The organism is Paenibacillus germinis (assembly GCF_013141785.1).
In the GTDB taxonomy this organism is placed as follows: Bacteria; Bacillota; Bacilli; order Paenibacillales; family NBRC-103111; genus Paenibacillus_E; species Paenibacillus_E phytorum.
This window is the reverse complement of sequence record NZ_WHOC01000124.1, coordinates 13,695-26,271: the sequence shown is the minus strand read 5'-3', so window position 1 is coordinate 26,271 and position 12,577 is coordinate 13,695. Positions and strand designations below refer to the sequence as shown.

12 protein-coding genes are annotated in these 12,577 nt (G+C 44.3%); 7 read left to right on the top strand and 5 right to left on the bottom strand.

Annotated elements, in window-relative coordinates; all coding sequences use genetic code 11:
* Positions 1-156: 156 nt before the first annotated feature.
* On the top strand, positions 157-1,557 hold the full coding sequence (uxaC, locus tag GC102_RS23270) for a glucuronate isomerase (protein ID WP_171691624.1): 1,401 nt from the start codon (positions 157-159) through the stop codon (positions 1,555-1,557).
* Positions 1,558-2,037: 480 nt separating this feature from the next.
* On the opposite strand, the gene GC102_RS23265 is transcribed toward uxaC, so the two are convergent.
* Complete coding sequence (locus tag GC102_RS23265; RefSeq protein ID WP_246321077.1) at positions 2,038-2,859, bottom strand: helix-turn-helix transcriptional regulator; 822 nt, start codon at positions 2,857-2,859, stop codon at positions 2,038-2,040.
* Positions 2,860-3,028: 169 nt separating this feature from the next.
* On the opposite strand from GC102_RS23265, the gene GC102_RS23260 reads away from it, so the two are divergent.
* The 3 genes from GC102_RS23260 (at position 3,029) to GC102_RS23250 (ending at position 6,123) form a co-directional block, all read left to right on the top strand.
* Positions 3,029-4,312, top strand: a complete 1,284-nt coding sequence (locus GC102_RS23260) for a Gfo/Idh/MocA family protein (protein ID WP_171691622.1) — start codon at positions 3,029-3,031, stop codon at positions 4,310-4,312.
* 23 nt (positions 4,313-4,335) lie between these two features.
* Entirely contained in the window at positions 4,336-5,361 is a 1,026-nt protein-coding gene (locus GC102_RS23255; protein ID WP_171691621.1) for a dienelactone hydrolase family protein, read from the top strand.
* Positions 5,362-5,505: 144 nt separating this feature from the next.
* Complete coding sequence (locus GC102_RS23250) at positions 5,506-6,123, top strand: SLOG family protein (protein ID WP_171691620.1); 618 nt, start codon at positions 5,506-5,508, stop codon at positions 6,121-6,123.
* A gap of 69 nt (positions 6,124-6,192) precedes the next feature.
* On the opposite strand, the gene GC102_RS23245 is transcribed toward GC102_RS23250, so the two are convergent.
* Positions 6,193-6,783, bottom strand: a complete 591-nt coding sequence (locus GC102_RS23245; RefSeq protein WP_171691619.1) for a TetR/AcrR family transcriptional regulator — start codon at positions 6,781-6,783, stop codon at positions 6,193-6,195.
* Between the two features lie 156 nt (positions 6,784-6,939).
* Here GC102_RS23245 and GC102_RS23240 point away from each other — a divergent pair, with 156 nt between their 5' ends.
* The 3 genes from GC102_RS23240 to GC102_RS23230 all read left to right on the top strand — a co-directional run bounded on the left by GC102_RS23240 (position 6,940) and on the right by GC102_RS23230 (position 9,088).
* Entirely contained in the window at positions 6,940-7,602 is a 663-nt protein-coding gene (locus GC102_RS23240) for a DUF2306 domain-containing protein (RefSeq protein WP_171691618.1), read from the top strand.
* A 19-nt stretch (positions 7,603-7,621) separates the two neighbouring features.
* Entirely contained in the window at positions 7,622-7,777 is a 156-nt protein-coding gene (locus tag GC102_RS23235) for a hypothetical protein (RefSeq protein ID WP_171691617.1), read from the top strand.
* Between the two features lie 105 nt (positions 7,778-7,882).
* Positions 7,883-9,088, top strand: a complete 1,206-nt coding sequence (locus GC102_RS23230) for an MFS transporter (protein ID WP_171691616.1) — start codon at positions 7,883-7,885, stop codon at positions 9,086-9,088.
* Between the two features lie 7 nt (positions 9,089-9,095).
* On the opposite strand, the gene GC102_RS23225 is transcribed toward GC102_RS23230, so the two are convergent.
* Genes GC102_RS23225 through GC102_RS23215 form a run of 3 tightly spaced genes read right to left on the bottom strand, consistent with a single transcriptional unit; the run spans position 9,096 to position 12,494 of the window.
* The gene (locus tag GC102_RS23225; RefSeq protein WP_029196696.1) at positions 9,096-10,175 is read right to left on the bottom strand and encodes a mannose-1-phosphate guanylyltransferase; all 1,080 of its coding nucleotides are present in this window, start codon (positions 10,173-10,175) and stop codon (positions 9,096-9,098) included.
* Positions 10,168-11,274, bottom strand: a complete 1,107-nt coding sequence (locus GC102_RS23220) for a glycosyltransferase (RefSeq protein ID WP_171691615.1) — start codon at positions 11,272-11,274, stop codon at positions 10,168-10,170. The genes GC102_RS23225 and GC102_RS23220 overlap by 8 nt, the downstream gene beginning before the upstream one ends.
* Positions 11,274-12,494, bottom strand: a complete 1,221-nt coding sequence (locus tag GC102_RS23215) for a glycosyltransferase family 4 protein (protein ID WP_171691614.1) — start codon at positions 12,492-12,494, stop codon at positions 11,274-11,276. The genes GC102_RS23220 and GC102_RS23215 overlap by 1 nt, the downstream gene beginning before the upstream one ends.
* Positions 12,495-12,577 lie beyond the last annotated feature (83 nt).

The following is a 12,577-nucleotide window of genomic DNA, read 5'->3' as shown; positions in this document are numbered from 1 at the left end:
GGGCTTTTTGTTTGTTTGAGACTGAGTTATGGCTGATATGAGGTCAATATATGCATATTTTACAAAATGAAAGCAAAAAATCACAAGATTTTCGGGTCACCTTTCGCTAGAATAGAGGGCAGATCATTCAGCTCGAGAAGGGTGGAATTTAGCTTTATGAAAACATTTTTAGATGAGAATTTTATGCTTACCAACGATACCGCGGTTCATCTATTCCACGAATTTGCCAAAGATCTGCCGATTATTGATTATCACTGCCATCTAAGTCCTAAGGAAATTTATGAAAATAAACAATTCAATAACATAACGGAAGCTTGGCTGTACGGCGACCATTATAAGTGGAGAATGATGCGTGCCAATGGTGTGGAGGAAGCGAAAGTTACGGGTGAAGCTAGTGATTACGATCGTTTCTTGGCATGGGCTGGAACGGTTCCTATGGCTATTGGCAACCCGCTGTACCATTGGTCTCATATGGAGCTTCGAACCTATTTCGGTGTTCATGAGATTATTAACGAGCAGAATGCGCCAGCCATCTGGGAAAAAGTGAATGCAAAGCTCGCAGAGGGGGGTTCTCGCGCTAGAGATCTCATTACGAATTCCAAAGTAACCGTCATATGTACAACGGACGATCCGGTGGATTCGCTAGAATATCACATCAAAATTAAAGAGCTTACTGATTTTAACACACAAGTCCTGCCTTCATACCGTCCTGACAAAGCGCTTGAAATTAATCGCGCCACTTTCCTTCCGTGGATCGGCCAATTGGAGCAATCCGCTGGCATCACGATCAGCTCCTACGATGACCTGCTGGCAGGATTAGAGAGCAGAGCGCAGTTTTTTGATTCAGTTGGTTGTAAGGTGTCTGACCATGCCTTAGATTATGTTCCTTACGCTGCAGCAACCAAAGAAGAGGTAGATCAGATTTTTAAAACGGCTCTGGCTGGCAACGCGGTTAGTTTAGAAGAAGAGAAGAAATATAAAGCGTACACCTTGCTGTTCTTAGGGGGCGTGTACAAGAAGCTGGATTGGGCGATGCAGTACCATATTAATGCTTCCCGCAACAATAATGGACGAGCTTTCGCGAAACTTGGACCGGACACCGGATTCGACTCTGTTAATGATAGCCCGGTAGCGAGCGCCTTGACTGGTTTGTTATCCTCGCTTGCTGTTGCTGATTCGTTGCCTCGGACGATTCTGTACTCCTTAAATGCACGTGACAATGAAATTCTCGCTTCCCTCATGGGCAGCTTCCAAGGCGATGGTATTCCTGGTAAAATTCAATTGGGATCTGCTTGGTGGTTCAATGATACCAAAGACGGTATGGTTTCGCAGATGAAATCGCTAGCGAATTTTGGACTGCTTGGCCGATTCGTAGGTATGTTGACAGATTCCAGAAGCTTCTTGTCCTACACAAGACATGACTACTTCCGCAGAATCCTCTGTAACATGTTAGGCGAATGGGTCGAAGCTGGAGAATTCCCGAACGACGAACAACTGCTGAAACAGCTGGTTCAAGGGATTTCCTATTATAATGCTAAGCAGTATTTCGGTTTTTAAAATAGAGAACCTTCGTGCGGGTTGTTGCCTGCTCGAAGGTTTTTTTCGAATTTATATATTTTTGGGTTTCCGCGCTTATTCAGCGTGGAAGCGCAGGCTGGTCTGCTGAGAAGTCGATTTGCAGCTTCTCAGACTCTGTCGGCTCGGCGAGCTCTCACTGAAAGCGCGTTTTTCGCGCTTAATAGTTCGGGTGCTCCTGAATAAGCGCGTTTTCCGCGCTTATTCAGCGTGGAAGCGCAGGCTGGTCTGCTGAGAAGTCGATTTTCGGCTTCTCAGACTCTGTCGGCTCTGCGAGCTCTCACTGAAAGAGCGTTTTTCGCGCTTATTTGTTGTGGGGGAGACCATGTTGGCTGCAGAGAGGTATTTAGCGGGCGTGAGATAAGCTCCGAAAACGAGCTTAAGTCTGGCGATTGGTTAGGATAAGCTTGGAAACGAGCTTACTGCGGCGCTAAGTAGTAGATGTGGCTACCTCAGCCTTTTTTACAGACTATGGCGCATCAATTTGCGGCATTCCAGTGGCGTCTGTGTGGTCACTTGTTTGAACACGCGGCCGAAGTGAGCGACGCTATCGAAGCCGGATTGCTCGGCGATGTGGATGACTTTCAACTTCGTTTCACGCAGCAGCCGCTGAGCCTCTCGGATTCGAACGTTGTTCAAGTATTCGATGAACGAAAAGCCGGTCGTTTCTTTGAAAGAACGGCAAAAGTAGCTTGGACTGATATAAAAGCTTTCGGAAATCGAAGCTAACGTCAAACGGTTTCTATACTGTTCGTTGATATAAGCGACGATTTCGAATATTTTGGGATTGTGCGCTTGCTGGTGTTCCTGAGCAGAGCTTAACTTATCTGTGAGACGCGAGCAGAAGATGAGTAGTTGCGTGAGCAGGGCTTTACTGTTCAGCTGCCAGCCGCCAAGCGTCTGCTGCTGTTCGCGTAATAAGCTAAATAGAAGGTTCTCAACAAAAGTACGATTCGTTCCTGTTAGGGAAAAGATATGCTGTTTCTGTTGAAAAGGAACAAGTAAATGTGTCGATGCATCCTCATCAATAGAACGTATCCAACTATCATCAAAGCTAAGTAGAATGCGCTCGTGATGAAGGACATCCGCATTTCGTGTTTTATGAAGCTCGTTTTTATCGATAAAGACGAGGTCGCCCTCTTGAATCAGATAGGAACGGTCTTGTATAAAATAGTAGCGTTTCCCGCTGAGTAAATAATAAATTTCATAGTGATCATGAAAATGATTCACTGTCATAGAGTAGGGGCGATCTCTGCGCAGTCTTTCAATTTCGTAGAGTACCAAAAGTGGACACCTCTTCGTTCGTTCTTTTATAACTATTATATAGCAAGATATGCAAGGAATAAAAGTGAATAAGCAAGATTTGATTAGAAACACAACAAATATTGTATTAATCTTGAGATAGGACATTCGAACATGAAGACATATCTAAACTCGAGAGGGGTTCACTTTTATGAAAAAGCGTTATGCACTAGTTGGTACCGGAGGAAGAGCAGAATTTTTCTATGGCGCCATTGTGAAGGATTTTCAGGAAACGTCAGAGCTAGTTGCGATTTGCGATATAAATCAAACGAGAATGAATTTTACAAATGGCTTACTTGTCAATAAATATGAATATAACGCTGTTCCCACGTATAAAGCGGATCAGTTCGAGGAAATGATTCGCAGAGAAAAGCCTGATTATGTCATTGTCACCTCCGTTGATCGCACGCATCATACGTATATTATCAAGGCGATGGAGCTTGGTTGCGATGTTATTTCGGAAAAGCCGATGACAGTGGATGAAGAGAAATGTCAAGAAATTCTCGATACCATTAAACGCACAGGGCGGCAGCTTCGCGTGACTTTCAATTACCGTTACGCTCCGCATAATACAAAAATTCGTGAGTTAATCATGGATGGTACGATAGGTGATGTTCATTCTGTCCATTTCGAGTGGCTGCTGAACACCGAACATGGGGCGGACTATTTCCGCAGATGGCATCGCGATAAACGTAACGGCGGAGGCTTACTTGTACACAAATCAACGCATCATTTTGATCTCGTGAACTTCTGGTTAGGGACGCGTCCGGAGACGGTATTTGCTATGGGCGGCTTGATGTTCTATGGTAGAGAAAATGCCGAGAAGCGCGGCGTGACCAACTTTTATCAACGTGCGACAGGGAATGAAAACGCGAAGGGTGATCCTTTTGCACTTCATTTAGATAAAAATAAAAACCTCAAGGGTCTATATTTAGATGCGGAACACGAAGATGGTTACCAACGCGATCAGAGCGTTTTCGGCGATGGAATTAGTATTGAAGATACAATGGGAGTTATGGTCCGCTATAAAAACAAAGCCATTCTCACCTACTCGCTTAATGCGTATATGCCTTGGGAAGGCTTTAGTGTACAAATCAATGGCAGCAAGGGTCGTATTGAAATGAAAGTTGTTGAGAAATCATACGTAAATTCCGGAGGCCTTAAAGAGGATGAAGGTGCATTGAAGGAAAAGACGATCAGGGTATTTCCAATGTTCGCAGCTCCTTATAAAGTAGAAATTGAAGAAGGTGTTGGCGGTCATGGCGGCGGTGATCCTGTGCTCTTGAAAGATATTTTTGATAAGCCATCTGACGATCGCTTTGAGCGAGCTGCTTCTCATGTTGATGGGGCGATGTCGATTTTGACCGGTATTGCCGGGAATATTTCCCTGCGTACGGGGCAACCGGTTGCGGTGGATAAGCTGGTTACTTTTTAAAAGGTAGACGGAGGTGGGAATGCTTGTGGAATCCAGATTCAATCATGGAAAATCTTTATCACTCCTACGAGAATAAACGTCTGCAACAGAAACGGGCCGAGAATTCCGAACAGACCAAGATTAGATTGAAGCGGCACCTGATCAAGTCTCTAGATATAGCTTTGGAAGAACAAGATGAACTTCGTCCTCTTCTCCTAGAGTGCACTGAGCTCGAAGATCATATTCGAGAGCGTATCGAACTCGGTACAGTTTGGGGAGTTCGAGTTCCGGCCTATGTGTTGTTACCTAAAGGAATGACCAAACGGACGGCAGCAGTGCTGGCTTTGCACGGACATGGTTACGGTAGTCGGCAGATTATTGGACTCCATCCGAATGGAACTGAAAACACAGGGAAGCTGGATCTTCACGGCAATTATGCCTTGGAATTAGTGAGACGCGGTTTCATAGTGGTCGTACCTGAGATTATCGGATTTGGGGATCGAAGACTGGCTGCGGATCAGAAGGATGGGCAAGTCGGAAATTCATCCTGTCAAACACTTGCTTCACATCTGCTTTTATATGGCATATCGTTGGCAGGATTGCGAGTGCATGAAGCGCGGCGGGCGCTCGATTATGTGTTGTCACGCGAGGATGTGGATCCAGCAAGAGTGGGGTGCTTCGGTTTCTCCGGTGGCGGGCTTATCGCCGCATATACCGCAGCGATAGATGAACGAATCAAAGCCACTGTACTCTGCGCCTTTGTGAATACATTCAAAGGAAGCATTATGCAGATCCGCCACTGCATCGACAATTACTTGCCAGGTGTTTTGGAATATTCGGAGCTCCCCGAATTACTCGAGTTACTTGCTCCTCGTCCGCTGTTCATTGAATCTGGCCAGCAGGATCCTATTTTTCCGATAGAAACAGTAGAAGTGGCGATTCAGTATTTGCGGCAGGTGTACGCTGAAGCGGGTGCAGCTGAAAAGTTGGGGGTTCATCTCTTTGAAGGTGTTCATGAAGTGAATGGGAGTCAAGCCTACCCTTGGCTGATTGAGGCTTTAGAATCTTAATGGTACAGAAAAAGAAGAGCTGAGGCTCTTCTTTTTGCTGTATTTGTCTAACATGCGCGATCATTTATTCCGTTCCGCTTTCTTTATATCGAGGCCTATCTATGTTAACCTGAAAGATAGAGTTAACAAGGTGGTGTACCTCTTTTGAAACGAGTCTTAATAACGGGTTATAAAGCATCAGAGCTTGGCATTTTTTCTTTAAAGCATCCAGGCATTCCGATTATCAAAAAAGCGATCAAAAAGAGACTCATCGCACTTATGGATGAAGGTTTAGAATGGGTCGTTGTGAGTGGACAATGGGGAGTCGAATTGTGGGCGGCTGAGGTTGTGCTCGATCTTCGAGATGGCGCCTACCCAGAGCTGAAATTAGCTGTCGTCACTCCTTTTCTTGAGCAAGAAGAAAAATGGAGCGATGATAAGAAAAATAGCTATAATTTTGTCATGGAACGCGCGAATTACGTGAATAGCGTGACGAAGACTAAATACGAAGGACCGTGGCAGTTCAAGGAACGAGACAAGTTTCTGCTTCGTAATTCGGACGGGATCATTCTCGTTTATGATGAAGATACAGAGGGATCGCCCAAGTTTATGAAACTGCAGGCAGCGCAGATTGCTGCGAATCATGCCTACCCGATTATCACGATTAATGCCTATGATTTACAAAATATTGCCGAAGATGAACAGGGTGACCAATCGGGAGATCTGGCTGGAGACTTCGATTTCGCCGACGCCGGTAACCCTATGGATTTTGAAGAAATATAAACAATAAATAGCCGTCTCAAAAGGGTATAGACCTTGGGAGACGGCTATTTTTTCGTAATGGTGTATAGCTTACTTGGTAAAAGTAGTCAGCAGTAGTTCAATATTCCTCTTAGCATAGCTGACATGCTTGTTGTCATGGGTCAAACGGCTTGCCATGATGCCGCCTTCAATGGATGAGAAGAGGAAGGAAGCGACGGATTCGGTGTCGAGATCAGATCGAAATTCACCGTCTTCGACTCCCTTTAGCAAAATCCCTTGGATGAAGGCTAACATTTGCTCATAAGCCCCAACCGCATGATCTCGCAGAATTGGAAAGGAATGATCACTTTCTACCGCTGTATTGAGAAAAGGGCATCCACCTTTCATAGGGGGATTATGTACTGTATCGCTGTACACGTCACACATCGCAAGGACTTTATCCGTTGCTGTAGACGCACCTTCAACCGCTTCAGCAAAATGTCCCCAGAGCACTTGTCCAGCGTAAGTGAAAGCTTCAATCGCAATCTCATCCTTATTCGCGAAGCTCCGATAAATCCCGCCTTTGGTTAGGCCGGTTACCGTCATAATATCCTGTATGGTTGAACCCGCGTAGCCCTTTTCGTTGAATAGTTCAGCGGATTTCATAATAATATGCAATCGTGTTTTTTCACCCTTACGCATGTGCAATATCCTTTCTCAGAGACAATGAACTCTCGTAATATTGTAACATTTTATAAGTGAATCATAGCATAGATCGTTGTATAATAAAAAAACCGTACGGTTCGGTCTCTAAAATATCTAATCAGCATACATATTAACGAAAAGGATGAGGTTTCTATGGCTAAAATGGCAAAACCGACTAAGAGCTACGCATATCCGCTGCTCCTGTCAGCTTTAATTATTTACATGGTATACGTTGTGTTGGCGAATTTATTTTTTGATCCACAAGCTGCTGCATTTCTTACTCATAAAATGAATCTCAAACGTCCTATGAATCTCCCAATTTGGCTAAACGTTATGCATATTCATGTAGGTGCTGCTTGTTTGGCTATGCTGACAGGGGCGCTTAATTTCTCAAGCAAGATCTTACGCAACGCTCGCAAATTTCATAGAGTCAATGGTTATCTATATGTTATTTTTGTTTTTGTCGTTGTACTGACCTCGGGTTACATGGCTCCGTATTCAACTGGCGGAAAAATTAATAGCATGGCTTTCAATCTGGTGAGTATCGTCTGGTTCGCCATGACCATTACAGCGATTGTCCAAATTAAACGCAAGCAAGTCAGCAAGCATCGGAAGTGGATGGTTCGCAGCTATGCTTTCTGTTTCACAAATCTGTTCATTCATCTTATTAGTTTTATTCTCCATGAAGGAGTTGGTTTGAGGTATGAGTCGAGTTATACGTTTGGTGTTTATGGAGCAATCCTACTTAATTTCATTCTAGCGGAACTTGTGATTCGTTATGTGTATGTTAAAGCACCGAATGTAACAGTTAAATAAAGGATGGAGATGACTTATTATGCATGTACAAATCGTTTTATTTGATGGTTTCGATCTGCTTGATGCGATTGCTCCTTATGAAGTGTTCTGTGAAAGAGGATGGTTGCTTGTACATTTATCGTGTACGAGCAACCATCCTCTTTTTCTATTCCTAATGGGCATTCTCATGATGTAATTACTAATCTTCAAACAATATGATAAAATATACATAATATAGTATGGTTGTCGGGAGAACTTCGTACATGGTCGTTCAGTCATCAAGCATCAGGGGGTAAAACACATGGCATTTTCCTGGAAACGTAATCTCATCACTTTATGGATCGGTGTATTTTTCTGCGGCATGGCGTATACGATTTCGGTTCCTTTCTTACCTATCTTTCTGCATACGGAGCTCGGCATTGATAAAGGACTGGAAGCATGGTCAGGTATTACGTTTGGCATCACCTTTTTGGCTAGTGCTTTAATCGCGCCTTTTTGGGGCTCTTTGGCGGACAAGTATGGCCGCAAACCAATGCTGATTCGCTCAGGCTTCAGCCTAAGCGTTCTTTATTTTGCGACCTTTTTCGTCCATGATCCTTACATATTTCTGATCGTTCGGATTCTTCAGGGATTGCTTGCCGGTTTTGTTCCTGCTTCCATTGCCTTAGTAGCCACGAACACGCCTGAAAAAGAAGTGGGTTATGCGCTGGGGGTTATGTCAACGGCAGGAGCCGCCGGAAGTGTCATCGGTCCACTGGTAGGCGGATTCGTCAGCCATTGGGTGGGAAACCGAGAATCATTCCTAGTCTCGGGGTGTGTCGTCTTAGTTGCAGCCTTTATCGGGCTGTTTGGGGCAAAGGAAACAAACTTTAACCGCTCGGCTACGAGATCGGGTGTTATGGATGATTTGAAGTCGGCTGCTCATAATCGCCCTTTCATGATGATTCTAGGTGTCACCATGTTGGTAGCGACTTCGGTCATGATTGTCGAGCCGCTGCTTACCATCTATGTGCTGCAAATGGGCGGCACCCAAAGCTCAGCTTCGCTGAGTTCAGGCATTATTTTCTCTGCTGTCGGAGTCGCAACCGTCATTGCAGCACCGAGATGGGGGAAACTCGGACAGAAAATCACCTACTCTAAAACACTGTTCATCGGCTTAATTGGCGGAGGAATAGGGAATCTGCTTCAGTTAGGCACTCACCACTTGCTAGCCTTTGGCATTCTGAGGTTTAGTTATGGGTTGTTTTTTGCTGCCGTCTACCCGGCGTTAAACGCGCTCATCGTGAAATTTACGGATTCCAGCTTTAGAGGCCGAGCGTTTAGCTTAAATCAATCCGCTACGCAGCTTGGAACCATGAGCGGTCCGATTATCGGTGGCTTTTTGGGTGGATGGATCGGTATTCCGCTCGTTTTTGCCATCAACGGCTTGGCGCTTATCTGTGTGGCCTTTTTCTTCAAATATCGCGGTCCCAAAGTGGCGGCTGTTCCATCATCTTCACCAGAGTAAGGGCAATTTAAATATACTCAGTCATTCCTTTTTCCTTCAGCAGGTCGACGATATCTTTAACGGATTGTGCTTTATCTTTGGGACATATTAAAAGTGCATCGCCAGTGTCCGCAATGATGAAGCCGTCAACGCCAATTGTCGTGATTAGTCTGCCATTTCCGTATATGATCGAATTTCGTGTATCTATGCCCATATGATTTGCTTTAATAATGTTCCCCGATGGATCCGGAGGGAAGATCGCGCCGAGCGCATCCCAGCTGCCGATATCATTCCAGCCAAATTGACCAGACAGAACAACGACTTCATCGGAGCGCTCAAGGATCCCGTAATCAATCGAAATGTTTTGAAGCGTTGGATAGATGTTATTTATGATTTCTTCTGCCTGATCCGTGCCCAGATAATCACTGATGGGAAGCATTGTCTTATACAGTCGAGGCAGGTAACGCTTGAAATTATCAATAATGACGGAAGTTTTCCAAATGAATATGCCGCTATTCCATAAATAATTACCTGATGACAGATAGCCTTGTGCTTTCTGAAAGTTCGGTTTTTCTACAAATTCAGCTACTTCGTATACGGCCACTGGATTTGAAGAGATAGGTTCTTTATCAAAGGCGATATAACCGTACCCGGTAGAAGGAAATGTCGGTTTAATTCCGATGGTAACGATTTTGTCCGTCTTCATCGCGACTGTACAGGCTTCGTCTAACGTAAGCCGAAATTGTTCTTCATCGGTTATATAATGATCGGAAGGCAAAACCACCATTAAGGAATCACCGTGTGATTTTTCTATAGATAACGCCGCGAAAAGTATGCTTGCAGCCGTGTTTCTGGCAACGGGCTCGATCAAAATGTTGCTTTTCGATACACTACTATGCATGATGCTCTCCAGCAGAACTGCTTGTGAACGATTCGTTACAATAACGGTATTTTCTTGAGGGATAATGCCTTTGAATCGTTCGATCGTATCATTTAGCATAATATCATTTCCGCTAATATTTAGAAGCTGCTTTGGAATTTCTTGTCTAGACAGCGGCCAGAAGCGGGTTCCGCCCCCGCCTGCAAGGATGGTAGCAAATTTATTCATGATGCATCACCAAATGGGCAATGGAGAAGGAAATGATGCTTTCAGAGCCTTGATTAAGGTTCAGCCCTGTGGCATGGATGCCATCGTAACAAGCTCCTGTTTGAGGATCAATGAGAGAGATTTGTAATGAATTATGGCCTAAATACCATTCGTAGCATAAGGCTGCTATCTTCAGATAAGCTGGGTCTTGGAGCACGATCGCGGCTTCTTTGCAAGCAAGAAGCATTTCACAAGCCTCAATCGGCTGTTCGTCGTAGAGAGCGGCCTTCTGGTCTCGCAACTGCCAGCCATGGCTACCAATGGGCTTATAATATCCTTCTTTAGCAAAGGTTTTGGATACTAGAAAATCCAGACTTTCCTTCGCCGTTTCCTTCAAACTAATGTTATCTGAGATATCTGATGCTTTTAAAAGTGCCCATGGTAGCATGGAGTTTCCGTAAGTAAGGCTGTCTTCAAACCAATTCCAATCGTTACCCTTATTGCGAACATATTGATTGTGCAGTCGGACCGCTATTTTTTCGATCAAATTGATAATGAATGCTCTTGGAAGAAAAGCCTTTTCTTCTGCGGTACTTGGCGCGTGAGGATAGGGGAAGGAGTAAGTTAAAGCATCAGGGGTTTCTATTAAATAACTTAGACCGATTATCGCGTAGGCTCCAGCACGAGGAGAGCCTAGCTTTTCGATATGCGGTAATGTCTGATTGATTAAATAACGGCAGGTATTAAGCACATTATCGGGGAGCAAGGCGGAATGGGCGAGCGCGAATCCTAATGCCCATAATGTGCGTCCTTGACAATCCTCAGAGCCGCTATCCTCCATGAATGAACGGTTATAATCCATAAAGTTTCTAAAGTTTCCCTCTGTATTCTGTGCGTGGTGAATGAAGGAAATATAAGTATGAATGAGGTCTAACGTGCTGGAATCTTTTTGGCTGCTGTACAATAGAACGGCTGCGATTAATGCCCGTGCGTTATCATCCGTCGTATAACCTTTCGACCGGTCGGGTACTCCAAACTTGGTATGTTGAAAAATGCCTGTATCATCGGTTATCCTGCGCATGTAATCGGACTTAAACTGCCGTATCGTTTGTACTTGCATTAAATCACTCCTAAATGTTTTACTTTAGCAAAACTGGCATCGTAAGTATTTAATTTAGTTGATCCTGAATCTAGTATTTTTTCTTGGAAGATGGCAGCATAGGTTTTGGCAATCTCGTTCCACAACATGGTTCTTCCGAGTTCGAGCGTACGATTTTCCATTTCAGCTATTCTAGTAGGGTCATTCAGTAATTGAAGGATGCAAGCTTCCAAGGAAGCTGAATCGCGGAAGTTTGCCAGTAAGCCCCTGCCCTCTGCCAGCATTTCCTCGGCATATCGGTAAGGTGTGGAGACAATAACCCTTCCATAACCGACTCCGTACGCCAAAGTCCCGCTAACAGCTTGATCCTTGCCTAAATAAGGAGTCATATAAATGTCTGACATGACCAGGGATTGAATGACTTCATCCTGCGTCAAAAGCTTGTCGACGAAGCGAACGTTACGCGTTAAATCAAATTCTTCCACAAGACCCATCAGCTTTTGTCTGTATACCTCGCCTGTTTCTTGTTTAACGACCGGATGTGTTTTCCCCCAAATGATATAGAGAGAATCCGGATGCTGTTTGACCACTCCGCGCATGGCCTCAATGCTGTATTCAATTCCTTTACCAGGACTTAAAAACCCAAAGGTGGATAATATTTTTCGATCTGCAAAGCCATACTGCTCTTTAAGTTCTGATCTTGATCCGGTTTTGACATGGGGTACACCATGATGAATGAAAGCGATTTTGGCAGCATCAACGCCATATATGGAGATCAGATCGGTTACTGTAGACTGCGCCATCGTGACAACTTTAACACTTAGCTCTGCAACTCGGTTCATGATGTGGTGCTGCTTGGGAGAAGGTTTGGTTAACACGGTATGAAAAATGACGACATACGGAATAGTCAGTCTCTCGATGAATGGAATCAAGTATTCACCGCTTTCTCCGCCATAAATACCGAATTCATGCTGGATAACGAGAAGATCAACGTTAGACGTGCCAAGATAATCGGCCGTTTCTATATAATCTGATAGCTTATGTTGGTCAATTTCCCTCATCACTTGCTCCTGATAGTCGTAAGTTTCGTTGTTATTGATTGCAATGATACGAGGCTTGTTAAAGCCTTTGATGTGCTGGAGTTCATCTAATAAATCTTGTGTAAATGTAGCTATGCCGCATTCTCTTGGCAGGCTAGTGCCTAGAAAAGCGATATTCCGATTGCTGCTTGTATACTTCATATAATGAGCCTCCATGTTGGTTCGCGATTTTTGGAACACAAAAAAAAGAATCTAAAGATAGATCTTTAATTCTTTTGGGGGAA